20 protein-coding genes are annotated in these 23,691 nt (G+C 62.3%); 14 read left to right on the top strand and 6 right to left on the bottom strand.

Annotated features, from left to right (window positions below; all coding sequences use genetic code 11):
• Positions 1-148: 148 nt before the first annotated feature.
• Positions 149-1,387, top strand: coding sequence for an MFS transporter (locus OKW39_RS37800; RefSeq protein WP_429564967.1), 1,239 nt, complete (start codon positions 149-151; stop codon positions 1,385-1,387).
• 66 nt (positions 1,388-1,453) lie between these two features.
• Here OKW39_RS37800 and OKW39_RS37805 read toward each other — a convergent pair whose 3' ends face one another.
• The 3 genes from OKW39_RS37805 to OKW39_RS37815 form a co-directional block, all read right to left on the bottom strand.
• On the bottom strand, positions 1,454-1,792 hold the full coding sequence (locus tag OKW39_RS37805; protein ID WP_429564968.1) for a ribbon-helix-helix domain-containing protein: 339 nt from the start codon (positions 1,790-1,792) through the stop codon (positions 1,454-1,456).
• Between the two features lie 131 nt (positions 1,793-1,923).
• Entirely contained in the window at positions 1,924-2,502 is a 579-nt protein-coding gene (locus OKW39_RS37810) for a DJ-1/PfpI family protein (protein WP_184032364.1), read from the bottom strand.
• Positions 2,503-2,755: 253 nt separating this feature from the next.
• Positions 2,756-3,241: a MarR family winged helix-turn-helix transcriptional regulator gene (locus OKW39_RS37815; protein WP_090808939.1), complete on the bottom strand. Its 486-nt coding sequence runs from the start codon at positions 3,239-3,241 to the stop codon at positions 2,756-2,758.
• A gap of 222 nt (positions 3,242-3,463) precedes the next feature.
• Here OKW39_RS37815 and mhpT point away from each other — a divergent pair, with 222 nt between their 5' ends.
• The gene (gene mhpT / locus OKW39_RS37820) at positions 3,464-4,693 is read left to right on the top strand and encodes a 3-(3-hydroxy-phenyl)propionate transporter MhpT (protein ID WP_429564969.1); all 1,230 of its coding nucleotides are present in this window, start codon (positions 3,464-3,466) and stop codon (positions 4,691-4,693) included.
• A gap of 58 nt (positions 4,694-4,751) precedes the next feature.
• Here mhpT and OKW39_RS37825 read toward each other — a convergent pair whose 3' ends face one another.
• Both OKW39_RS37825 and OKW39_RS37830 read right to left on the bottom strand, forming a co-directional pair.
• Positions 4,752-5,651, bottom strand: a complete 900-nt coding sequence (locus tag OKW39_RS37825; protein ID WP_429564970.1) for an amidohydrolase family protein — start codon at positions 5,649-5,651, stop codon at positions 4,752-4,754.
• 33 nt (positions 5,652-5,684) lie between these two features.
• A complete protein-coding gene (locus tag OKW39_RS37830; protein WP_429493396.1) occupies positions 5,685-6,098 on the bottom strand; it encodes a MarR family winged helix-turn-helix transcriptional regulator in 414 nt (137 codons plus the stop codon).
• A 214-nt stretch (positions 6,099-6,312) separates the two neighbouring features.
• Here OKW39_RS37830 and OKW39_RS37835 point away from each other — a divergent pair, with 214 nt between their 5' ends.
• The 4 genes from OKW39_RS37835 (at position 6,313) to OKW39_RS37850 (ending at position 12,385) form a co-directional block, all read left to right on the top strand.
• Positions 6,313-7,140 (top strand): p-hydroxycinnamoyl CoA hydratase/lyase, encoded by an 828-nt coding sequence (locus OKW39_RS37835; RefSeq protein WP_090810398.1) that lies wholly within the window; start codon positions 6,313-6,315, stop codon positions 7,138-7,140.
• A gap of 38 nt (positions 7,141-7,178) precedes the next feature.
• Positions 7,179-8,630, top strand: coding sequence for an aldehyde dehydrogenase (locus tag OKW39_RS37840; protein WP_429564971.1), 1,452 nt, complete (start codon positions 7,179-7,181; stop codon positions 8,628-8,630).
• A 72-nt stretch (positions 8,631-8,702) separates the two neighbouring features.
• Positions 8,703-10,583 carry a feruloyl-CoA synthase gene (locus OKW39_RS37845; RefSeq protein WP_429564972.1) on the top strand — a complete coding sequence of 627 codons (1,881 nt, stop codon included), beginning with the start codon at positions 8,703-8,705 and terminating at the stop codon, positions 10,581-10,583.
• A gap of 17 nt (positions 10,584-10,600) precedes the next feature.
• On the top strand, positions 10,601-12,385 hold the full coding sequence (locus OKW39_RS37850) for an acyl-CoA dehydrogenase family protein (RefSeq protein ID WP_429564973.1): 1,785 nt from the start codon (positions 10,601-10,603) through the stop codon (positions 12,383-12,385).
• 27 nt (positions 12,386-12,412) lie between these two features.
• Here the strand turns inward: OKW39_RS37850 and ppk2 are convergent, their stop codons facing one another.
• A complete protein-coding gene (ppk2, locus tag OKW39_RS37855) occupies positions 12,413-13,228 on the bottom strand; it encodes a polyphosphate kinase 2 (protein ID WP_429564974.1) in 816 nt (271 codons plus the stop codon).
• A gap of 231 nt (positions 13,229-13,459) precedes the next feature.
• Here ppk2 and OKW39_RS37860 point away from each other — a divergent pair, with 231 nt between their 5' ends.
• The 8 genes from OKW39_RS37860 to OKW39_RS37895 all read left to right on the top strand — a co-directional run bounded on the left by OKW39_RS37860 (position 13,460) and on the right by OKW39_RS37895 (position 23,690).
• A complete protein-coding gene (locus tag OKW39_RS37860; protein ID WP_429564975.1) occupies positions 13,460-14,140 on the top strand; it encodes a hypothetical protein in 681 nt (226 codons plus the stop codon).
• A gap of 283 nt (positions 14,141-14,423) precedes the next feature.
• Positions 14,424-15,011, top strand: a complete 588-nt coding sequence (locus OKW39_RS37865) for a BPSL1445 family SYLF domain-containing lipoprotein (protein WP_429334378.1) — start codon at positions 14,424-14,426, stop codon at positions 15,009-15,011.
• Positions 15,012-15,940: 929 nt separating this feature from the next.
• Positions 15,941-17,401: a PAS domain-containing sensor histidine kinase gene (locus OKW39_RS37870; protein ID WP_429564976.1), complete on the top strand. Its 1,461-nt coding sequence runs from the start codon at positions 15,941-15,943 to the stop codon at positions 17,399-17,401.
• On the top strand, positions 17,398-18,021 hold the full coding sequence (locus OKW39_RS37875) for a response regulator transcription factor (RefSeq protein ID WP_018424532.1): 624 nt from the start codon (positions 17,398-17,400) through the stop codon (positions 18,019-18,021). Before OKW39_RS37870 ends, OKW39_RS37875 begins: the two co-directional genes overlap by 4 nt.
• Before the next feature lie 162 nt (positions 18,022-18,183).
• Positions 18,184-18,570 carry a response regulator transcription factor gene (locus OKW39_RS37880; protein ID WP_090808964.1) on the top strand — a complete coding sequence of 129 codons (387 nt, stop codon included), beginning with the start codon at positions 18,184-18,186 and terminating at the stop codon, positions 18,568-18,570.
• A gap of 216 nt (positions 18,571-18,786) precedes the next feature.
• A complete protein-coding gene (locus OKW39_RS37885) occupies positions 18,787-19,179 on the top strand; it encodes a hypothetical protein (RefSeq protein ID WP_090808966.1) in 393 nt (130 codons plus the stop codon).
• A 16-nt stretch (positions 19,180-19,195) separates the two neighbouring features.
• Complete coding sequence (locus tag OKW39_RS37890; RefSeq protein ID WP_429334376.1) at positions 19,196-20,443, top strand: efflux RND transporter periplasmic adaptor subunit; 1,248 nt, start codon at positions 19,196-19,198, stop codon at positions 20,441-20,443.
• A gap of 13 nt (positions 20,444-20,456) precedes the next feature.
• Positions 20,457-23,690, top strand: a complete 3,234-nt coding sequence (locus tag OKW39_RS37895) for an efflux RND transporter permease subunit (protein ID WP_429564977.1) — start codon at positions 20,457-20,459, stop codon at positions 23,688-23,690.
• The last annotated feature ends 1 nt before the right edge of the window (position 23,691 follow it).

The following is a 23,691-nucleotide window of genomic DNA, read 5'->3' on the forward strand; positions in this document are numbered from 1 at the left end:
TCGTTTCGCGGGACTAGCTGACTCATAGCGAGATATCGCCGCAGAGGCATTGTTCAGCCACACCTTCTAGTCTTTTCATCGGACGACTCTTTTTCGGACATGAGACCCAGCCTAAAGTACGAGCCTTCAATCTGGCATCAAGGTCATCATGCAAATCGATACACCTGCAATCCCGGCATCGTTGGAAGGACATTCAACCTCCGCGGGTCAATGGCTCTCCGTCATAGCGGTAGCAGTAAGCGCATTCGCCTTCGTCACGGCCGAGTTTTTGCCTGTCGGGCTATTGCCACAAATCGCACACGACCTCGGCGTGTCGACCGGTGTCGCTGGCCTCATGGTCACCACGCCCGGCGTGATGGCCGCGATATCGGCGCCGACGCTGATAGTCAGCGCGGGCCGCATGGACCGCCGATACGTTTTCCTGCTCCTCACTGCGGTACTGTTGATCGCGAACGTCGTGTGTGCCATCGCACCGAACCTCGCGATCATGCTCGTAGGACGGGCTCTGCTTGGCGGCGCGCTGGGTGGCTTCTGGACTCTGGCGACGGCGGCGGCTCCTCGACTCGTGCAAGCAAAGGATGCCGCCAAAGCGACCGCGACCATTCTGACCGGCGTGACCTGCGCAACCGTGATCGGCGTGCCGCTCGGGACGTTCATCGCGTCGTTTGCATCGTGGCGCATGGCGTTCGCCGCCACCGCGGGCCTCGTGTCGCTCGCCTTACTGGCGCAGGCGTTCCTCGTGCCTTCGTTGCCGTCGGCATCGGCGTTGCGGATCGCCGATTTCAAAACCCTGCTTGTCCGGCCTCATACGAGGTTGAGCATGGTGATGGTCGCGCTCGTCTTCGGCGCGCATTTCTCGACCTACACGTATATTGCGCCGCTGCTCGAACACGACTTCTCGTTGAGCGCCATCACGCTGTTGCTGTTCGGATTCGGTCTGATCGGCTTCTTCTCCAATGCGTTGACATCGATGGTGATTTCGGACCATCTAAAGAAATCCGTCGCCGCGATGGTTCTGCTGCTATTGGGCGCGATGTCGTCGATGTTGCTGCTCGAACATTCGCCGATCGGCGAGACCGCGGGGATGCTGCTGTGGGGAATCGCGTTCGGAGCGCTTCCGCTTTGCTTCAGCGTGTGGATTCAGCGCGGCACGACAGACCTGCCCGAAGCGGGGTCGGCCATGTTCGTCAGCATCATCCAGGTGGCGATTGCGGTGGGCTCGGCAGTGGGGGGCACCATTGTCGACCGTGCGGGCGTTCACGCTGACTTCCCGCTGGGACTTGGACTCGCGCTACTGGGCCTCGTGGCACTGCAACGGCTTGCTGTACTGGAACGGCCGGCCACGGCGGCTTCCCTTGATTGCGCCTGCGATGCGTCGGTTGACTGACGCGTCGAGACAGTGCGTCGCGTGACTGGACCGCACCGCGCTAGCCAGCCGTGGCGACCGAATCCGTCAAACAGCCGTCTTCACGACTCTGGGTTGAAACGGGGCGTTGAGCGGCACGTCGCCAGCGGCCTCGTTGCGGGCGGCGCTCGTCGATAGATAGCGCAAACAGCACACGCGCAAAAAAGACGCGAAATTCAACGGCTCTTCGCCGCGCAAGGCGACCAGTTCGTCGTGAAGCTTCACGACGAACTGGGTCGTCGTCACGTTCTCGCGGTTGGCGATTTCCCGAAGCACGTCCCAGAAGAGATTTTCGAGCCTCAGCGTGGTCACGACGCCATGAATGCGCAGCGCGCGCGTACGCGACTCGTAGAGGATCGGATCAGCGTTGACATAGACGTTGCACATATGTTCAGCCTTTCTCGCGAATGATGACGTCGCAGGACGCGAAGCGCGCGGCGCGGGCGCTCATGCCGTCGCGATCGAGCGTAACACGGTTGGTCGCCCGCGATGCCGCGCCTCGGTCGAGGCGCGCTCCTTCAATGCGCGATGCGCGTGCCCAGCAGCGCAAGGAACTGCGCGAGCCAGTTCACGTGCGAGGTCCATGCGGGCGCGGTGACGAAGTTCTCGTCCGTGATCGCGTCAGGCCAGTCGAGCGCCACGTACTGCGCGCCCGCGAGCTTCACTTCGGGCGCGCAGGCCGGATACGCCGAGATGCGCCGGCCTTCGATCACACCTGCCGCAGCCAGCAGTTGCGCGCCGTGGCAGACCGCGGCAATCGGCTTCTTCGCTTCGGCGAATTGGCGTACCCAGCCGATCACCTCGTCGTTGAGCCGCAGATATTCGGGGGCGCGGCCGCCTGGCACGAGCAGCGCGTCATATTGTGCGGGGTTCACCGACGCGAAATCGGCGTTCAGCGTGAAGTTATGGCCACGCTTTTCGGTGTAGGTCTGATCGCCTTCGAAGTCGTGGATTGCGGTGCGAATCGCGTCGCCCGCGCGCTTGTCGGGCGCGACGACGTCCACCGAATGCCCGACTGCCGCCAGTGCCTGAAACGGCACCATCAGCTCATAATCTTCGACGAAATCGCCGGCGATGATAAGAATTCGCTTTGACATGCTTCGTCTCCTCTCGAATGGGGTGGGAAATGGCGAGGCGGACGCGCTATCGCGGTGTGAAGGCGGCGGCCGTTGAGAAGCAATATAGCGATCGACGCAGTGGGCCAGGTAATACGCGGCTAAATGCCGACCAGGGATTTCACTGAGCTGAACGGAATTCAGCCCGAATGCGGCAGACGATCGCGGTAGGTGGAGCAAAGAAAAGAGTCGCGCTCCATTCGAGTGCGACTCTTTTATCATTGGGAACGTCGATTCAACCGCGCAGATTCGACACACATCGCTGCAGCACCTTGCGCAGCGTATCGACCGGGATTTCCGTTACTCCGTCCAGCATGGACGCTTCGAGCGCGTCGATCGCCGAATCGCATTCCTGTAGTACCCGACGCCCTTCGTCGGTCAGAAACAGATGAATCAGTCGACCGTGGGTAGGATGCCCCACGCGTCCGACCCAACCGTTGGCTTCCATCGTCTTGACAACTTCGTTGGCCGACTGCGGCGTGATGAACGAGCGTTCGGCGAGTTTCGCATTGGTCATCGCGCCGCTGGCGCTGATGACGGAGAGTGCGGTGAACTGAGGCAAGGTCAGCCCGAATTCACCCAGTACATCGATCAAACTGCGTTTGAGCAGGCGGTCGAGTTGGCCGACCACATAGGAAACGCGGGAAGGTGGCGCACCGGTTTTCGTTGAACCGGCTTGTTTGGCAAGGGGCGTTCGCCGCTTCTCCATTGTCTTGATCATTATCAGGTTGCCTTAGGTGTTTCTACCAGGCATATCATATTCTACTTTCAATATCAGGCCTCCTGAGAATAGACTCATCATCAATTCCGGGGGCGCTGTGGGAAGGATTCTGATAAGTGGCGCAAGATCATTGTCAGAAATCTTCTCCTTCCCATGGCCGCTTCGTCGAAGAACGAAGCGTGGCTCGTCTCTGGCAATTCAATCAAAGATGAAGGAGACGTCATGTCAAGTGTTGCTAATCGGTCGAGTGCGGTGGGCTCCAGTACTGCACTAACGTTGGCATTGTGCTTTCTCGTCGCGGTGCTGGAGGGTATCGACCTGCAGTCCACTGGCGTTGCGGCGCCTCGAATGGCGCACGAGTTCGGCTTGTCGGTCAGCCAGTTGGGGCTCGCTTTTAGCGCCGGCATGTTGGGGCTTTTGCCGGGCGCGATGATCGGTGGCAGACTCGCCGACCGGATCGGCCGCAAGCGCGTTCTGATGATCTCGATGGCGATTTTCGGCATCTTCTCGATTGCGACCGCGCAAGTCTGGAGTTTCGAAAGTCTGCTGATTGCTCGCGTGCTGACGGGCATCGGGCTCGGCGGCGCGATGCCGAACCTGATCGCGTTGTCGTCCGAGGCGGTCGATGCGCGTCACCGCAACACGGCGGTTAGCGTCATGTATTGCGGTATGCCGCTCGGCGGCGCGCTTGCTGCATTGATCGCCGTACTGAGCGCGGGTGCTACCGCGTGGCGTCATATCTTCTACGTGGGCGGAGTCGGACCGCTGATCATCATTCCGCTGCTGATGGCATTGCTGCCTGAGTCGCGCGAATTCGCCACCGAATCGCGGGAATTCACGACGGCGGACAAGCCGCTCCTTTCGACGCGCGAAGTCCTGTTCGGCGAGGGGCGCGCCGCCGCGACGATCGGTATCTGGATCAGCTTCTTCTGCACGCTGATCGTTCTTTACTTCCTGCTGAACTGGCTGCCTTCGTTGACCGTGGGGCGCGGCATGAGCCGTTCGCAGGCCGGGATTGCCCAGATCTTTTTCAACCTCGGCAGTGTGATCGGCGTACTCGGCATCGGTCTGCTGATGGACCGCTTCAGACAAGGCCTGTCAGTCACGGCAATCTACGCGTGCATCGTCGGTGCATTGGTCGCGCTTTCGCAAGTCGCCAGCATCGAGACACTGTCCGTCGCCGTGCTGTTTGCCGGAATGGGCGTCGTCGGTGCGCAGTCGATGCTGTATTCGCTGTCCGCCGCCAGCTATCCGACCAGCGTGCGGGGTACGGGAGTCGGCGCCGCGGTGGCGGTGGGACGCGTCGGCTCGATTGTCGGCCCCGTAGCCGCCGGGCAATTGCTTGCGATGGGAAAGAGCTCGGCGCTCGTCATCGGCGCGAGCGTGCCGGTGACGATCATCGCGGCGATTACGGCATTGCTCGTCATTCGCTCCAACGCCGCGAAACGCTAACTCTTCGTTGATGGACCCAGCTGGCCCGGCGTTTTCGCGCCGGGCCATTTTTCATGTGTCATTCGTGATTCGTCGTGCCTCGGGCCCGCAGATCAAGCAACCGGACGGCGTTCTCCTTCAGAACGAGCGGCTTTACTTCGGGCTTGATGTCGAGCGTATCGAAGTCTTCGAGCCAGCGGTCCGGGCGGATCAGTGGGAAGTCGGACGCGAACAGCACCTTGTTGCGCAACAGCGTGTTCGCATACTTGACCAGCTCGGGCGAAAAGTACTTCGGCGACCAGCCCGACAGATCGATATACACGTTCGGCTTGTGCAGCGCGATCGACAGCGCCTGCTCCTGCCATGGCCAGGAGGGATGCGCGATCACGATCTTCATGTCGGGGAAGTCGGCGGCGACATCGTCAAGGTAGATCGGCTCCGAATACTTGAGGCGCAAACCGCCGCCGCCGCGCATGCCCGAGCCCATGCCCGAGTGTCCACTGTGAAAAACCGCCGGCAGCTGGTACTCGGCAATCACTTCGTAGAGCGGGTATGCCATGCGGTCGTTGGCGAAAAAACCCTGCATCGTGGGGTGAAACTTGAAACCGCGCACGCCGTGCTCCTCGATGAGCCGCCGCGCTTCGCGCGCGCCGAACTTGCCTTTGTGCGGATCGATGCTGGCGAACGCGATCATGATGTCGGCGTTTTTCTGCGCGAACTCCGCGACCTCTTCGTTCGAAATGCGACGGCGCCCGATGTTCGCTTCGCAGTCGACGGTAAACATCACGAAGCCGATATTGCGCTCCCGATAGTGCTCGATCGTTTCGGGAATGGTCGGGCGGCGCCCTTGTTTGAGCACGGTGCCGAAGTATTTGTCGGCGGCTTCGTCGAATTCTTTGGCAAACAGGTCCGGTGGTTGGCAGCACGACACCTCGGCATGCACGTGGGTGTCGATGGCCTTCAGTTGATCGATGTTCAATGGGGTCTCCTATGTGTAATCAAAGCTGATGCGTCAGGCTGCGCGAAGATTGCGCACGCACGTCGACAGCAGGTTTTTCAGCATCTGTGAATCGTGTTCATCGATTTCGCCGAGCATCGATTGCTCGACCCTGTCAGCGGCACCGTCGCACTGAGCCAGCAATGTTTCGCCGGCCTTCGTCAGCGACAGCAGCCCGACGCGACGGTTGAGCGGACCGGCCACGCGCGTCACCCATCCATTCGCTTCCATCGATTTGACGACCGCGCTGGCCGCTTGCGGCGTGATCAACGAGCGCTGCGCGAGCTGTGCGTTCGACGAACGTGCGCGCGCCCGCAGCACCGACAGCGCAGTGTATTGCGGCAACGTCAGACCATGCGAGGCCAGCGCTTCGGAAAGCTGCCGCGTGAGAATCTTGTCGAGCTGCCCGGCCAGGTAGCTGAGACGCACCGGAGCGGCAGCGTGCCTTTGATCGCGCAGGTTGCGCAGGTTGCGCCGCGCCGTGGCGCGCGCTGTCGATTCAGACCCTGACGGCTTTCTCGTGATCGTCGGCATAGGCGGTTAGGGGTTTGTACCAAGACTTCGATATTGTACTTTACTTATCAGGTCGCCTGATATTAAATTGAGTTCAGGCCGCGAGGGCGGCATTGATACGGAGAAGCAGATGAGTTACGAAGGACGCTGGAAAACGGTCAAGGTCGCGGTCGAAGGCGGAATCGCCTGGGTCACGTTCAATCGTCCGGATAAGCGCAACGCGATGAGCCCGACGCTGAACAAGGAAATGATCGACGTTCTCGAGACGCTCGAACTCGACGCCGAAGCCCAGGTTCTCGTGTTGACCGGCGAAGGCAGTGCATGGACGGCCGGCATGGACCTGAAGGAATATTTCCGCGAAGTGGACGCGGGCCCGGACGTGCTGCAGGAGCGGATTCGCCGCGACGCGAGCCGCTGGCAATGGCAATTGCTGCGCATGTACTCGAAGCCGACGATCGCCATGGTCAACGGCTGGTGCTTCGGCGGCGGCTTCTCTCCGCTCGTCGCCTGCGATCTCGCGATCGCCGCGGATGAAGCCGTGTTCGGCCTGTCCGAAATCAACTGGGGTATTCCGCCGGGCAACCTCGTGAGCAAGGCGATGGCCGATACAGTCGGTCATCGTGAAGCGCTGTACTACATCATGACGGGCGACACCTTCACGGGTCCGCAAGCCGCGAAGATGGGTCTGGTGAACAAAAGCGTGCCGCTCGCGCAACTGCGCGACGAAACGATCGCTCTCGCGGCGAAGCTGCTGAACAAGAACCCGGTCGTGCTACGCAACGCGAAGCATGGCTTCAAGCGTTCGCGCGAACTCACATGGGAGCAGAACGAAGACTACCTGTACGCGAAGCTCGACCAGGCGAACTATCGCGATCCGGAAGGCGGCCGCGAACAGGGCCTCAAGCAGTTCCTCGACGACAAGAGCATCAAGCCGGGCTTGCAGACCTATAAGCGCTAAGCGGCGCACTTCAGCAGGACGACCGAGGAGACGAACACATGCATCAAACGAACCTGTTGATTGGCGGCGCGAAACGTGCCGCGTCGAACGGCAAGACCTTCGACCGCATCAATCCGGCGACGGGCGCGGTGGCCACCCGCGCCGCGGCGGCCACCGTCGAGGATGCCGATGCGGCCGTCGCCGCGGCGGCGCGCGCGTTCCCGGCATGGGCGGCGCTTACGCCTACCGAGCGACGCAGACGCCTGCTAGCCGCCGCCGAGCGCATGGACGCGCGCACGGCCGAGTTCATCGAGATCGGCGCGGCCGAAACGGGTGCGATGGCGAACTGGTACGGCTTTAACGTCATGCTCGCGGCCAACATGCTGCGCGAAGCCGCGGCGATGACGACGCAGATCGACGGCGCGGTGATTCCGTCCGACGTGCCGGGCAGCCTCGCAATGGCCGTGCGCCAGCCGTGCGGCGTCGTGCTTGGCATTGCGCCGTGGAACGCGCCCGTGATCCTCGCGACGCGCGCGCTCGCCATGCCGCTCGCGTGCGGCAACACGGTCGTGCTGAAGGCATCGGAAGGTTGTCCCGGCGTGCATGCGCTGATCGGCGAAGCGCTGAACGACGCGGGTCTCGGCGAAGGCGTCGTCAACGTGCTCACGCATGCGCCGGAAGACGCGCCCGCGATCGTCGAGCGTCTGGTCGCAAATCCTGCCGTGAAGCGTGTGAATTTCACCGGTTCGACGCGTGTCGGCCGCATCGTCGCCGAGCTGTCCGCGCGCCATCTGAAACCCGCGCTGCTCGAACTGGGCGGCAAGGCGCCGGTGCTCGTGCTCGACGACGCGGACCTCGACGCTGCCGTCGAGGGCATCGCGTTCGGCGCGTTCTTCAATCAAGGGCAGATCTGCATGTCGACGGAACGCGTGATCGTCGATCGCAGGGTTGCCGATGCGTTCGTCGAAAAGCTCGTCGCGAAAGCGCGCACGCTGAAGGCAGGCGATCCGACACAGCCGGGCTCGATCCTCGGCACGCTCGAGAGCGAAGCCGCCGCGCGGCGCATTCGCGCGCTGGTCGAAGACGCTCGCGAAAAGGGTGCGAAGCTGCCGCTCGGTTGCGAGGTGAAAGGCGCGATCATGCAGCCGGTGATCGTCGAGAACGTGACGCGCGAGATGAAGCTTTATGCCGATGAATCGTTCGGCCCCGTAGTGACGGTGCAGCGCGTGGACGGCGACGAAGAGGCGCTGACGGTCGCCAACGATAGCGAGTACGGCTTATCGGCCGCCGTGTTCAGCCGCGATATCGCGCGCGCGATGAACGTCGCGAAACGCATCGAGTCGGGCATCTGCCACATCAACGGCCCGACCGTGCACGACGAGGCGCAGATGCCGTTCGGCGGCGTGAAGGCGAGTGGTTATGGGCGCTTCGGCAGCAAGGCGTCGATTCCCGAGTTCACCGAGTTGCGCTGGATCACGGTGCAGACGAGTCCGCGTCATTATCCGATCTAGGCGTCGGCTCCCGGCCGCAACGATTGCGGCCGCCCCATCCTTGCATGAAATGGCACAATCAGGAGACAGGTTTTGGAATCGGAGCACAGCCACGCAAGCTCTCTGGCGACCGGATACCGGAGCGTCGCCATCGGAGCACCTTCATCGCGGATCGAGAAACGCGGCGACTGCTGGTACCTCGAGACACTTGAACCTCTGGGTCCGTTTCCGGAGCGCTTTACGGACCGTCTGCTGAGCGGCGCACGCGCGCATCCCGACCGGCTGCTCGTCGCACGACGCGATGCCGGTGGCGCGTGGCAGGGCATCACGTATGCGCAGATGCTCGAGCGCGCGCGTGCGATCGGGCAGGCGCTGCTCGATCGCGATCTCAGCGCGGAACGCCCGTTGGTGATCCTGTCGGGCAACAGCGTCGAACATATGCAACTCGCGCTCGGCGCGATGTGGGCGGGTATCGCTTATGCACCCGTTTCGCCGGCCTATTCGTTGATGTCGGGCGATTACGGAAAGCTGCGCCATGTCCTCGAACTGCTCAAACCGGGTCTGGTCTACGCGGACGATATCGGCGCATACACAGCGGCGCTCGATGCCGCGCTGCGAAGCGACGTCGAACGTGTCAGCGCGGTGCCCGCGCCAAACGCGTCGAGAGTGACGCGCTTCGACACATTGCTCGACACGGCCCCGCGCGACGTCGACGCTGCCAACGCGCGCGTGAACGGCGACACGATTGCGAAGTTCCTGTTCACGTCCGGCTCGACGAACCTGCCGAAAGCCGTGCCGACGACGCATCGCATGCTGGGCGCAAACCAGCAGATGCTGCTCGAAACCTTTCCGCAGTTCGGCATCGAGCCGCCGGTCCTCGTCGACTGGCTGCCGTGGAATCACACGTTCGGCGGCAGCCACAACGTCGGCATCGTGCTGTACAACGGCGGCACGCTCTATATCGACGACGGCAAACCCGTGGCCGGTAAATTCGACGAGACGCTGCGCAATCTGCGTGAGGTCGCGCCGACCATCTACTTCAACGTGCCGAAGGGTTGGGAAGAACTGACCATCGCGCTGGAAAAGGATGCGGCGCTGCGCGAGCGGTTTTTCTCGCGCGTGAAGATGTATTTCTTCGCGGGCGCCGGTCTGTCGCAGGCGGCGTGGGAGCGTCTCGAGCGCGTAACGCTCGAACATTGCGGAGAACGCATCCGCATCATGGCCGGGCTCGGCATGACCGAGACCGCGCCGTCGTGTCTGTTCACGACGGGACCGGTATCGTGCGCCGGCTATATCGGCTTGCCGCCGCCCGGGTGCCAGGCCAAGGTCGCGCCCGTCGATGACAAATTCGAAGCGCGCTTTCGCGGCCCTCACGTGATGGGCGGTTACTGGCGAGCATCGCCGGCGCTTCAGAGCAGCGTGTTCGACGATGAAGGCTACTACCGCACAGGAGACGCCGTGCGTTTCGTCGACCCGCAACGTCCCGAACTGGGCCTGATGTTCGATGGCCGCATTGCGGAGGACTTCAAGCTTGCGTCGGGAACGTTCGTCAGCGTCGGGCCGATGCGCGCGCGCATCATCAGCGAAGGGGCGCCCTACGTTCAGGATGCCGTCATTACGGGGATGAATCGCGACGAAGTGGGCGCGATGATTTTTCCGCGCCTCGACGCGTGTCGCTCGTTGGCGGGTTCGCCCGCGGATGCGAGCGCCGAGGACGTGCTCAACACGGCCGCCGTGCGCGACTTCTTCAGCGATCTCGTCGCGCGGCTGAATCGGAGTGCGACAGGCAGTGCCTCGTTCATTGCCCGCATGCACCTGCTGAGCGTGCCGCCGTCGCTCGACCTCGGCGAGATCACCGACAAAGGCTCGATCAATCAGCGCGCCGTGCTCCAGCACCGGGCCGCGCTCGTGGAAGCAATGCACGAAGCCGACGTCGCCGACGCGACCGTGATCCATGCGCGCAGAGGCAGCTAGTCCAGGGACAGGAACAAATGACGCTGACTTATAAGGCGCCGCTACGCGACATGCGCTTCGTGATGGACGAGTGGCTCGGCGCGGCTTCGTGGTGGCGCGACGTGCCCGACTGGCAAGACCTCGACTCGCAGACCGCGCAGCAGGTGCTCGAGGAAGCGGCGCGTTTCGTCGAGGAGCGCATCGCGCCGCTCAACGCGAGCGCCGATCTCGAAGGATGTCGTTTCGACGCGGGCAAGGTGACGACGCCCGCGGGCTTTCGCGAGTCCTACGCGGAATTCGTCGAAGCGGGTTGGCCGACATTATCGCTCGACACCGGGCACGGCGGACAGGGCCTGCCGCAGCTTCTCGACGTCGCACTTCAGGAAATGCTCGCGGGCGCCAACCATGCATGGTTGATGTCGCCCGGGCTCACGCACGGCGCGACGGCATGCTTGCAGACGTATGGCAGCGAACGCGTGAAAAAGGCATTGCTGCCGAAAGTCGCGAGTGGCGAGTGGCTATCGACGATGTGTCTGACCGAGCCCCAGGCCGGCAGCGATGTCGGGCTGATCCGTTCGCGCGCGACTGAAGCACCGGGCACCGACGGGTATTTCATCGACGGCAGCAAGATCTTTATCAGCGGCGGCGCGCACGATCTGACGGAGAACATCGTTCATCTGGTGCTCGCTCGAGTGCCCGATGCGCCGCCCGGCACGAAAGGGTTGTCGCTGTTCGTCGTGCCGGAATGGCTGGAAGACGGCGACGGTGGGCGTTCGTGCAATGGTGTGTATTGCGAAGGCATCGAAAAGAAAATGGGCCTGAAAGGCAGCCCGACCTGCACGATGCGCTTCGAACGCGCATTCGGCTGGCTCGTCGGTGAAGCGCATCGCGGTCTCGCGTGCCTGTTCGTGATGATGAACGCGGCGCGGCTGCAGGTTGCGATGCAGGGCCTCGGGCATGCGCACACCGCGTGGCAACGCGCGCACGCTTACGCGCAGGAACGCGCGCAGATGCGTGCAGTGAGCGTGCCGCCCGGTGCGAACGTCGCACCGGGGAAGGCTGCGCCGATCGCGTTTCATCCGGCCATGCGGCGGATTCTGATGGAGCTGCGCGCGATCGTCGAAGGCGAGCGCGCGATCGGTTACTGGACCGCGCATTGGCTCGACATCGCCGCACGTCATGCCGATGTCGCCGAACGGGAACAGGCGGCGCAGCTCGCATCGCTGTTGACTCCGATTGCAAAGGCGTTTTTTACGGCCAACGGTTTTCGCGCTGCATCGAACGCGCTGCAGGTGTTCGGCGGCTACGGCTACATCCACGAGTACGGCATTGAACAGACGTTGCGCGATAGTCGCGTGTCGATGTTGTACGAAGGCACCAACGAAATTCAGGCGATCGATCTGCTGATTCGGAAGGTGCTGCCCGATGGGGCGGTGGCGTTCGATGTGCTGCTTCGCCACGTGCGCGCGGAAGCGCGGCTGTGTCAGGAGTCCGATCCGCCGGTTCGTGCCGCCGGCGCGAAGCTCGCAGAGCTCGCACAGACAGTGGAGAGCACGACACGGTCGATCAAGGCACGCCACGCGCAAGACCCGGAGACGGCATACCGGGTCGCGGACGACTATCTCGCGATGCTTGGCTGGATGCTGCTGGCGTTCGCATGGGCGCGCGCGCTGCGAATTGCGACGCCGCAATGCGAGGCGGAAACGTTCTATGTGGAGAAGCGGGAGACGGGCCGCTTCTTCTTCGACTACCCGCTCGCGGCCTTCGCTTATCGCCGCAGCCTCGTTGAAGCCGGTTGCGAGGCAACGCTGCCGTACGTTTGAAAGTCAGCTTGAGCAACACCTGCCTGATCAATACCGCTCGGCCACGTATTTAAACGGATAGTCTGGTTCCTTGTATCCGTCGGGCTTTTGCCGTTTCGGCAGCGAGACCTTCTTGCGGGCAGGTTGCTTGTACGGAATCCTCTGAAGCATGTCGCTGATGATGTTCAGTCGCGCGCGCCGCTTGTCGTTTGAATTCGCTATGAACCACGAAGCATAGTCGGTGTCCGACGCCGCGAGCATCTCATCGCGGGCACGCGAGTAGTCATACCATCGGCTATAGGATTTCAGGTCCATCTCGGTCAGTTTCCAGATCTTGCGACCGTCGTGGATGCGTGCCTCGAGACGTCGGGTCTGTTCCTCGGGGCTGACCTCGAGCCAGTACTTGAGGAGGATGACCCCGGATTCGACGATCGCCCGCTCGACGAGCGGCACGGCCTTGAAGAACGTCTGCACGTCCGCCTCGGAGCAGAAACCCATCACGCGCTCGACGCCCGCGCGGTTGTACCAGCTGCGGTCGAAAATGACGACCTCGCCCGCGGCCGGCAAGTGCGGCACATAGCGCTGCACATACATCTGGCTTTTTTCACGTTCGCTAGGCGCGGGCAATGCAACGACGCGAAAGACGCGCGGACTGACGCGCTCGGTCATCGCCTTGATCGTGCCGCCTTTGCCCGCGCCGTCACGTCCCTCGAAGACGACGCAGACCTTGCTTCCCGTTTGCACGACCCATTCCTGCAGCTTGACGAGCTCGACATGCAGATCGAAAAGCGCCTTGCGATATTCCTTGTACGACAGCGTCCTGTCTTGCTCGGGCTGCTCGTTTTCCGACTTCGTTTTGGCCATTATCTTCTCCCCAGCGCGGACTGTTCCAGCGTACTACGCAATGATCCATTCCCACGGTAGAGCGCGACGCGAAGCAGGGCCATACGACCTTGGTCCAATATCGCCGGTACAGGGCGCGCAGTATGATGCGGGCGTCTGCTCGCGCCTGCCCGATCCGACTGTCCTCGTCGCACCTCATCCGTATGCCTGCAAAGGGCGGGCTCGGTTCACGTCATCGCCACGGGAGGCCTCATGGATGCCACGGGTCACACGGAGCAGGAAAACTTCGGCGATAGGGAGCCGGTTCTCGATGTCGTCGATCGAGTGTGCGAGTCGTGTTTCGGCCTCTTCATGGCGCTGACGTTCGTCGGCACCGTCTCGGCCGTCGGCGCGGGTGCCGACGCGGGGCACAAGATGTTCTACACCGCGCTCGGCTGCAATCTCGCATGGGGCCTCGCGGACGCGGTGATGTTCCTCGTGCGTACGCTGGTGGCTCGCGGCAGGCGTGTGACGCTTGCGCATTCCGTGCGAGGCCAGCCGAATGCGGCCGCGGGCGTTCGGACGCTTCGCGGCGCAATGGCCGCGTGGCTCAGACCGTTGATCGGCGATACGGAGCTCGAGTCCATCCGCAGGCGTGTTGCGGCGCGGCCGGATCTGCCGCAGCGAGCAGTATTCGTGCGCGACGATTTCACCGCCGCCGCGGCTATCTTTGTGCTCGTAGTAGCCGCAACATTCCCGGTCGCGTTGCCCTTCGTGCTGTTCGCGAACGTTCCGACGGCGCTGATCGTCTCCCGTGTCTTGACTATCGCGATGTTATTCGGCAGCGGCATGGCGCTGGGGCATTACGCGGGATTTCGCGGCTGGCAGGCCGGCCTTGCGATGGCGGCGGTCGGCGTCGTGCTCACCGTAGCGATCATCGCGCTCGGCGGATGATCGAGGTCGGCCCCGCCAATCAGCTTCGCTGGCTTCGCGTTTCATTCATCAGCGACACCGCGCTTCCTGTAAGACCAAGGTCCGATTCCGCGGCGGTTTCAGCGTGACATCATGTATCTGCAAGCGTTGTAGTCGTCGCATCCGGATACCGAAGAAAATCGACGCGCGGCGATGGCATTGATGGTTCCTTGGGCGGCTATGCCGCTTCACGGCGGAGAAAAAAGATCGAGGCTTCCAGCCATCAGGACTGGCGACTCGGATCGTAACCAGAACGGAGTCGATAGTGAACAGACGGAACTTTGTGCACACGCTCGCGCTTACATCCATGGCCGCGAGTCTGGCTTTGGCGGGTTGCACGACGACCGGAGGCAGTGGCGAGAGCGCCACTACCGACGCCGCCAAACGGCAGGAGATCGACGCGGCCGTGAACGGTGCGCTGTCGAAATTGTTCGATACGGTGCAAGGCTCGCACGAGCTCGTATCGAAGGCGCAGGGCGTGCTGGTGTTTCCTTCGGTGAGGAAGGCGGCGTTCATCGTCGGTGGCGAGTACGGTGAAGGGGCATTGCGCGTCGGGGGAGCGACGGTGGGCTATTACAGTACCACTGCGGCATCGTTCGGATTGCAGGCCGGCGCGCAGTCGACCGCCGTGTTCTTCCTGTTCATGACGAAAGATTCGCTCGATAAATTCCGCAACGCGAAGGGCTGGTCGGCGGGCGTCGATGCTTCGGTTTCACTGCTGAAAGTCGGCGCTACCGGCGCGATCGATACCTCGTCGGTGACCGCCGAGGTCGTCGCGATGGTCTTGACCAATACGGGCTTGATGGCCGACCTGTCGCTGGCCGGCACCAAGGTTACGCGCATGAATCTGTAGCAGGGCGCGGCAAGCAGCGGCATTCGATCGAATCGTCATGGCGCTGTCACACAGTGGCGCGTCTATCGCGTGTTGCGGTTTCGTTACAGCGAAGCCGCGCGACACGCTACGCATGCCTTGGCACGGCGACGCGCAGCGGGTAGTTTTTGGCGGACTCACCCCACTTAGCCTCCCTATCATCCCTCCCGTTGTTCCCACGAAACGCTGCGAGCCAGATGCGCTCGCGACTCGCAGCGACGCTGCCTGTAATCTGCACTGACCTTCCTGTTTATTCAATACCGGTAGAAAAGAGAAGCCGAAACACGCGTTCTCGCCGCGGTGCTGCGTTTAGCCATCTGCCTGGCATAATTTTATTTTTTTGTGATCGATGAATGCAAATGATTCGCACTGGAATGGCGGGCGATAAAAGCGTTGACTTGCGTCAAGAAATATCGCCGGCAGATTAATTAAATTGGAGAATTAGCGTTGGCTATACCCGCTGACTCTGCGATTCGCGATGCATGAAAGCTTTACGGTTGGAAGTTTCCATCTGAAAGCGCTATCGCGCCGGACTTCACGGGCTAGTGCAAATCCGTCACGGCGCAGGGGAACATGCGGCTCTACGGCGACGCTGCCAGTTTGCTAACTTTCCTGTGAGCGCAAACGGACGGCACGGACACTGCCCCGCCCGGTAATAATTAACTGCCTAACAAACTCTGTCGCCATTTTCCGATTGATGGCGGACAACGCAGAACACTATTGAGTAGTTTCCCGAGTAAGCGGCATAAATTAAGGTAACCCTTCGGTAAGTGATTCTGGATAGCCTATACTGACTTCCAGCCACCAGGCGTGCGAAGTACCGATTGTGAAGTCGATTATGTGGTTCGAAGCCCAAAGATAAAGACGTCGCAGTTGTACGGAATCCGTTCGCACTGGACCCGGAGGTGCCAATGATTAATCTGATCGTGTACGGCAGACACCTGGCGATCGGGGTAGCGGGAATTCTCACGGCGCTGCACGCGCAACCGCGCCACATGGGTCAATGCGGCCCGTCACAGATCGACAATGCGCGCAACGACGGTCCTCCACTATCCGGGCACGACCGTTCCAGACAGTTTTCACCCAGGCATCACCGGTTTCAGCGCGCTCGCAATATCCCCGGCGTGTCGAGCCGACAGAGTACCCGCGATACCCACGAGCCGCCGTACGCGTTGCCGGCATGGCGGCGCTGTGTCGCCGCTTGCGCGTCGTGGCTGCGAGGCGAAGGCGATAGCAGCACGCGGCGCATCCTCGACGCGAGCATGCCGCTGTGCGAGACGCTCGAAATGTTGCCGGTTCCGATCGTCACGATCGACCAGCGGGACCAGATCATCTTCGCGAACGCGCGGGCGGCGCAACTGTTCGGCTACACGAGGGAAGAGCTGATCGGCGTGCCGACCGCCAAGCTGTTTCCGATCGACGGCATCAATGCCGATCGGTCGGGCCCAGGCAATCGTGGCGCGAAGATACAAATCCCCAGCGTCACGACCACGCAGATTCTGATCGCGCGGCGGCGCGATGGCGGCGGCTTTCACGCGGAGGCGGAAACCACGCGATGCCGCGTGCACAATCAGGAATTGCGGATCACCGCGATATCGGATTGCAGTGCGTGCGGCGAAGTCGATGGAAATACGAGGGATCTCGCGCATCTCGCGCGCGTTTCTTCATTGGGCGAACTCGCCGGATCGCTCGCGCACGAGTTGAAGCAGCCGCTTACCGCGATCCTGTTCAACGCGCAAGCCGCACGCAAATTCATGGATGCGGAGACGACCAACGTAGTGGAGCTGCGCGAAGCGCTCGAAGACATCGTGGCCGACAATTGCCGCGCGAACGAGGTGCTGCAAAGGATTCGCGCATTGGTGCGCAAAGGCGATGTCGAGTTGCAGTTGCTGGACGTCGGCAACGTCGTGCGCGACATCGCGACGCTCGTGCACAGCGATGCATTGACGCGCAGCGTGCGCACGAACTTCGACATTCCGAACAATCTGGCGCTCATTTGCGGCGACAAGGTTCAGCTTCAGCAGGTGATCCTGAACCTGCTGCTCAACGCTTTCGACGCGGTCAAGGATTGCCCTGCCGCGGACCGCCTCGTCGAAACGACAGCGCGTGAGGAAGCGGACGGACTGATACGGATAACGGTAAAAGATCGCGGCCAGGGCCTCGACGTCGACAGCATGGAAAGGATTTTCCGGCCATTTTTCACCACCAAACCGCAGGGGCTCGGGTTGGGTCTTTCGATCAGCCGCACGATCGTCACGGCGCACCGCGGCCGGCTGTGGGCGGAAAACAACGAGGGCAAAGGGGCATCGTTTCACGTCACGCTTCCCGTCGCGACCGATATCCGACAGAGACTCGTGCCCCGATCATCATGAACCAGACCAACACTCGCGTCTTCATCGTCGACGACGACGACAGCGTGCGCAGCGCGCTCGCCCGCTTGCTGCGCGCCTCCGGCTACCAGGTCGAATGCTTCGACAGTCCTGAGGCCTTTCTCGAACGAGCCGATCTGACGAGCATGCCAGCCTGCCTCGTTCTCGATCTGCAGATGCCGGGCATGACGGGACTCGAAGTGCAGCGCAAGCTCGATCAGCTGCTGCCGATCGTATTCCTGACCGGGCACGGCGACATCGGCTCGAGCGTCGACGCGATGAAAGGCGGAGCGGTCGACTTTCTGCCCAAGCCGGTGCGCGACTCGCTGTTGCTCGCCGCGGTGGATCGCGCGCTCGCGCGCGCGTGTGTGGAAAGCAGGCGGCGCCACGAACGCGAGGAAATAGAAGAGCGGATGCGGCATCTGACCCGCCGCGAACGCGAAGTCATGGAACTCGTCGTGACTGGCCGCCTGAACAAACAGGTTGCGAGCGATCTGGGCGCGGCCGAAAAAACGATCAAGATTCATCGGGCCCGCGTGATGGAGAAGATGAAGGCCCGATCGATCGTCGACCTCGTTCATCTGGTGCGAAAGGGCGGCGTTTGTACGGCCGACGAAGAATAATCGCCCGAACCAGGCGCCGACTCCCGCGTTGCGCCGCCACTTTCAGCGGCGCTGGCCGATACCGCTAGTGGACCAAAGTCTTATATCTCATCGGGGTTTCAACCAGTACGCTAAGGCATCAGTGGTCCACTTTCCGGAGCGACTGCGCGTTCGCGCTGTCATATGGTCAACCCTAACCAATTCGTTGCGGTGGTCGACGATGACGAGTCGGTGTGCCGAGCCATCAAGCGTTTGCTGCATTCCGAAGGTATCAGGGCGGAGACGTTTTGCAGCGGTGACGAGTTCTTGAATGCGCTTGTGGCAATTCCGTCGTATCGGCCTGCCTGCGTGATTCTGGATGTCCAGATGCCGGGAACCAACGGCCTGGAAGTCCAGCGTCAGCTCGCGCAAATGGGCGTGCCGGTCATCGTGATTACCGCCTATGACGATCTCTCCGTCCGCCAGACCGCGCTCGCGGCCGGTGCGGCCGCGTATCTGCGCAAGCCTTTCACCAGCGCGATTCTGTTCAAGGCGGTCGAGGTGGCCATCGGCGGTCCGCCGACACCCTGAACGCGCGTCTTCGCGCCGGATGATATGAGACCAAGGTCCGATTGTCGCCGTTTCTTCGGACCACCAAACTGAACTCAGTCAACGCGTCGAACCGAACACCGGCTGCGCCGCACCGAATTCGAAACCGGACAGGTTGCGGCGCGTGCGTGCCTTTGCGCGTGCGATGCGCCGCGCGGAGTGCGGCAGCGTTCAAGGATAAAAGCGGGAGCGCACGTGATGAAATCAATTTCGGTTTGTCTCGCGATTCTTCTCGGTACCGCTGCGATGCAGGTGGGCGCGGCGGACTTCGACGGCAGCAAGCGGCTGATCTGCGCGACGATCGACGCGCACGCCTGCGATCCGGGCATCGCCTGCACGCGCGCGTTGCCCGCGGATCTCGGTCTGCCGAAATTCCTGACTCTCGATTTCGACAAACGCGCGGTCGTCGGTCCCGCGCGCACGACGCCGATGCTGTCGGTCACCAAGGAGGCGGATCAGCTCCTGATCCTCGGCAATGAGTTGGGCTTTGGCTGGACGCTGGTCGTCGATTCGACGGACGGCGAGATGACGCTGACGATCGCGAACAGAAACGATGCCTTCGTGCTGTTCGGCAACTGCACGCCTTTGTAATCAGGCGGAGTGCGCGATGAAAACCGTACCCGTTTCCCTGGCCTCGCCGCGGCCACATTCTCGCGGCGCCCTCCCATTGCTCGCCGTCGTCGCGGCGCTGACGCTGCTCACCTTGCTCGCGTCATGCAAGAAGGCGCCACCGCCGCCGGTCGCCGCCGCGCCGGAAGTGACCGTGATGACGGTGACGCAACAGGACACGCCGGTCGACTTCGAATTTACCGCGCAAACGCAGAGTTCGCGTGAAGTCGAGATCCGCTCGCGGGTCGACGGCTTCCTCGACAAGCGCATGTACACCGAAGGCGCGTTGGTCAAGACGGGACAAACGATGTTCCAGATGGACCGCAAGCCGTTCGAGGCCGCGCTGCAGACCGCGAAAGGGCAACTGGCCCAGCAGCAGGCGCGTCTCGAAGTCGCCAAGGCCAATCTCGCGCGCGTGGTGCCGTTGGCGGCGCAGAACGCGTTGAGCAAGAAGGATCTCGACGACGCGGTCGGCAACGAGAAGCAGAGCGCCGCCGCGGTGATCGCCGCCCAGGGCGAAGTCGACACCGCACTGCTGAACCTCGGCTACACGACGATCAAGTCTCCGCTGAACGGCCTGTCGAGCTTCGCGCGTCTGCAGGATGGCAGCTACGTGACGGCGACCTCGAACGGTTTGCTGACCTACGTGTACCAGCTCGATCCGATGTGGGTGAACTTCAGCATCTCCGAGAACGAGATGCTGAAGTACCGGGATGACATCGCGGCAGGACATCTGCGATTTCCCGCGCACGACAATTTCTCCGTGCATCTGATTCTCGCCGATGGCTCGCCCTATGCCGAGCAAGGCCAGATCAACTTCGCGAACCCGGCGTTCAATACCGAAACGGGAACCTTCCTCGTGCGCGCGACCTTCGAAAACCCGAAGGGCACCTTGCGCCCCGGCCAGTTCGTGCGGGCCCGCGTTTCCGGCGCGATCCGGCCCAATGCGACGCTCGTGCCGCAGCGCGCGGTGTTGCAGGGCGCGAAGAGCAACTTCGTGTGGGTCGTCGATAGCGACTCGAAGGCCCATCAGCGCGTCGTCGAAGTCGGCGACTGGCAGGGCGATAACTGGTTTATTTCCGACGGACTCAAGGCGGGCGAGCGCATCGTCGTGGACGGCGCGCTGCGCGTTACCGCGGATTCGCAGCTGAAAATCATCAAAACCCTGGCGGCCGGCGGGAAAAGCCAGGCGGCGGTGGCGACGGCTGCATCGCAAGGCGCCGCGGCAGCGCCCGCCGCCGAGTGACGGGGCAGTCGCCATGAACATTTCGCGCTACTGCATCGATCGGCCGATTTTCGCGTCAGTCATTTCGATCGTCATCACGCTCGGCGGCGCATTGGCGATGTTCTCGCTGCCGGTCGCGCAGTACCCCGATATCACGCCGCCGCAAATCACGGTGTCCGCCACCTATCCGGGCGCCAGCGCCGAGGTCGTCGCGAACAATGTCGCCGCACCGATCGAGCAGCAGGTCAATGGCGCGGACAACATGATCTACATGAACTCGTCGAGTTCGTCGACCGGCAGTATGACGCTTAACGTGTACTTCCAGATCGGCACGAACCCCGAACTGGCCCAGGTCGACGTGCAGAACCGCGTGAATCTCGCGCTGCCGCAACTGCCGCAATCGGTCCAGGCGCAGGGCATTCAGGTACAGAAAAAGTCACAGGCGTTCATGATGGTGATCGCGATCTATTCGCCCACCAACCGCTACGATTCGACGTATATCGCGAACTTTACGAACATCTATGTGCTTGACGCGATCAAGCGGATTCCGGGCGCGAACCAGTCGAGTATTTTCGGCAATCCGGACTACGCGATGCGCATCTGGCTGAAGCCCGACCGAATGGCGCAGCTCGGCGTGACGGCTGCCGATGTGCAACGGGTCGTCGCGAACCAGAACCAGCAGTTCGCGGTGGGCAGCATCGGGCAGTCGCCAACGGGTTCAGCGGTGCAGCAGTCGTTCGCGGTCACGACCACGGGACGCCTCGCCGAGCCGTCGCAGTTCGACAACATCATCGTGCGCGCCGCGAGCGGCGGCGCGGCGATCGTGCGGCTCAAGGACATCGGCCGCGCCGAGCTCGGCCAGAAAGACTACTCGATTCGCAGCCGCTTCCAGGGCAAGCCGGCCACCGTGCTCGCCGTGTATCAGCAGCCGGGCGCCAACGCGCTCGACGTGGCGAAGCAGGTGCGCACGACACTCGCGGAACTGAAGAAGTCGTTTCCGGAAGGCATGACCTACGAAATCGCGATGGACACGACCGAGTTCACGCGAGCGTCGATCTCGGACGTGATCCATACGTTCTTCGAAGCGCTGGTGCTCGTCGTGATCGTCGTGTTCGTATTCCTGCAAAGCCTTCGCGCGACGCTGATTCCGATCATCGCGGTGCCGGTGTCGATCGTCGGCACCTGCATGTTCATGCTGCTGCTGGGCTTTTCGATCAATATGCTGACCTTGTTCGGCATGGTGCTCGCGATCGGTATCGTCGTCGACGACGCGATCGTCGTGATCGAGAACGTCGAGCGCAACATGACGGTGTACAAGCTCTCGCCGAAAGAGGCCTCGAAGAAGGCGATGGACGAAGTCGCCGGCCCGGTCGTGGCGATCGTGCTGGTGTTGTGCGCGGTGTTCGTGCCGGTCGCGTTTCTCGGCGGCATCACCGGCCAGATGTACAAGCAGTTCGCGATCACGATTGCGATTTCGGTGGTGCTGTCCGGCATCGTCGCACTGACCTTGTCACCGGCGCTCGCCGCGTTGCTGCTTAAAAGCACGCACCACGAGAAGAAGGGCTTTTTCCGCTGGTTCGACAATCAGTTCGCTCGCATGACGTCGGGCTATACACGCGCGGTCAAGCTCATCATCAAGCGCTTTGTCATGGGGCTCGTGTTCTTCGCGGCGATGATCGCGCTGGCGGTGCTGATGGTGCGCTCGATTCCGTCGGCGTTCCTGCCGCCTGAAGACCAGGGTTATCTGCTCGGCGCGGTCATCATGCCGGACGCGGCTAGCCTCGACCGCACCGGCCAGGTGTCGCAAGTCATCACTGACTATTTCATGAAACAGGAGGCGGTCGGCAGCATCACCACGGTCGATGGTTTCAGCCTGCTCGACAACCAGAACAAGAACAATGCCGGCACCTTCTTCGTCGGTCTGAAGAGCTTCGACGAACGCTATACGCGCGCCAACCGCGCGACGCAGAACGCGCGCCAGGTGCTGCTCGACGCGTATCGCCACTTCGCGAACGTCCAGGAGGGCATTATTCTGCCGGTCAACCCACCGTCGATTCCGGGGCTCGGCACGACGGGCGGCACGGAGGTGTGGATTCAGAGCAAGGGCGACGCGACCATCACACAGCTTGCGGGCGTGGCCGACCAGTTCGTACAGAAAGCGCGGGCGCGCAAGGAGTTGACCGGCGTCACGATGACGTTCAATGCGGCGTCGCGGCAACTGCTGGTCAACGTGGATCGCGACAAGTCGGAGACGCTCGGCGTGCCGGTCGAAGACGTCTATAGCGCGATGCAGACGATGTTCGGCTCGCTGTACGTATCGCAGTTCAATCGTTCGAGCCGGCTGTGGCAGGTGATCCTGCAGGCGGAGCCGCGGTATCGCCTGAAGCCTAGTGATCTCGATCAGATCTTCGTGCGCAGCACGAACGGCGCGATGGTGCCGATCAAGTCGGTGGCAAGCTACCGCTTTACGACGGGCCCGGACCTCGTCACGCGATTCAATAATTTCCCGGCCATCAAGGTCACGGCGAACGCCGCGCCGGGCTACAGCTCCGGACAGGTGATCTCGACGCTGGAACAGATCGCCGCGCAGATGCCGGAAGGCTACGACGTGGCATGGAGCGGCGAAGCATTCGAGGAACGGCAGTCGGGCGGCACGTCCGGGCTCGTCTTCGTATTCGGTCTCGTGATGGTGTTCCTGATCCTTGCCGCGCAGTACGAGAAGTGGACGCTGCCGTTCGGCGTGCTGATGGCGGTGCCGTTCGCGTTGTTCGGCGCGCTGCTCGCGATCATGCTGCGCGGCCTGTCCAACGACGTCTACTTCCAGATCGGTTTGACGATGCTGGTCGCGCTCGCCGCGAAGAACGCGATCCTGATCTTCGAATTCGCGGTGCTCAATCGCGAGACCGGCGCCTCGGTGTTCGACGCGACGATGACCGCGGCGGAAGAACGGCTGCGCCCGATCGTGATGACCTCGCTCGCGTTCATTCTCGGCTGCGTGCCGCTCGCGATCGCGACGGGCGCATCGGCCAACAGCCGTCATTCGATCGGCACCGGTGTGATCGGCGGCATGTTGGGCGCGACGGCGATCGCCGTATTCTTCATCCCGATGTTCTATTACCTGCTCGAATCCATGTCGTCGCGCTCGAAGGGAGGCAAAAAGCCGACGCCGGGCGTGGAGCCCAGCGGCGGCGCAGGACGCGAACCCTCGGCGGTGTCGGGGCCCGGTGCGTCGAGCGAGGCGCCGTCCGCGCCGCAGGAAGGTGAATGAG

The organism is Paraburkholderia sp. MM6662-R1 (assembly GCF_050436245.1).
GTDB lineage: Bacteria > Pseudomonadota > Gammaproteobacteria > Burkholderiales > Burkholderiaceae > Paraburkholderia > Paraburkholderia tuberum.

Coding starts and splice junctions, on each gene's coding strand:
- OKW39_RS37800 (WP_429564967.1), top strand. CDS start 149: ATGCAAATCGATACACCTGCAATCCCGGCATCGTTGGAAGGACATTCA.
- OKW39_RS37805 (WP_429564968.1), bottom strand. CDS start 1,792: ATGTGCAACGTCTATGTCAACGCTGATCCGATCCTCTACGAGTCGCGT.
- OKW39_RS37810 (WP_184032364.1), bottom strand. CDS start 2,502: ATGTCAAAGCGAATTCTTATCATCGCCGGCGATTTCGTCGAAGATTAT.
- OKW39_RS37815 (WP_090808939.1), bottom strand. CDS start 3,241: ATGATCAAGACAATGGAGAAGCGGCGAACGCCCCTTGCCAAACAAGCC.
- mhpT (WP_429564969.1), top strand. CDS start 3,464: ATGTCAAGTGTTGCTAATCGGTCGAGTGCGGTGGGCTCCAGTACTGCA.
- OKW39_RS37835 (WP_090810398.1), top strand. CDS start 6,313: ATGAGTTACGAAGGACGCTGGAAAACGGTCAAGGTCGCGGTCGAAGGC.
- OKW39_RS37840 (WP_429564971.1), top strand. CDS start 7,179: ATGCATCAAACGAACCTGTTGATTGGCGGCGCGAAACGTGCCGCGTCG.
- OKW39_RS37850 (WP_429564973.1), top strand. CDS start 10,601: ATGACGCTGACTTATAAGGCGCCGCTACGCGACATGCGCTTCGTGATG.
- ppk2 (WP_429564974.1), bottom strand. CDS start 13,228: ATGGCCAAAACGAAGTCGGAAAACGAGCAGCCCGAGCAAGACAGGACG.
- OKW39_RS37860 (WP_429564975.1), top strand. CDS start 13,460: ATGGATGCCACGGGTCACACGGAGCAGGAAAACTTCGGCGATAGGGAG.
- OKW39_RS37870 (WP_429564976.1), top strand. CDS start 15,941: ATGATTAATCTGATCGTGTACGGCAGACACCTGGCGATCGGGGTAGCG.
- OKW39_RS37875 (WP_018424532.1), top strand. CDS start 17,398: ATGAACCAGACCAACACTCGCGTCTTCATCGTCGACGACGACGACAGC.
- OKW39_RS37880 (WP_090808964.1), top strand. CDS start 18,184: ATGGTCAACCCTAACCAATTCGTTGCGGTGGTCGACGATGACGAGTCG.
- OKW39_RS37885 (WP_090808966.1), top strand. CDS start 18,787: ATGAAATCAATTTCGGTTTGTCTCGCGATTCTTCTCGGTACCGCTGCG.
- OKW39_RS37890 (WP_429334376.1), top strand. CDS start 19,196: ATGAAAACCGTACCCGTTTCCCTGGCCTCGCCGCGGCCACATTCTCGC.
- OKW39_RS37895 (WP_429564977.1), top strand. CDS start 20,457: ATGAACATTTCGCGCTACTGCATCGATCGGCCGATTTTCGCGTCAGTC.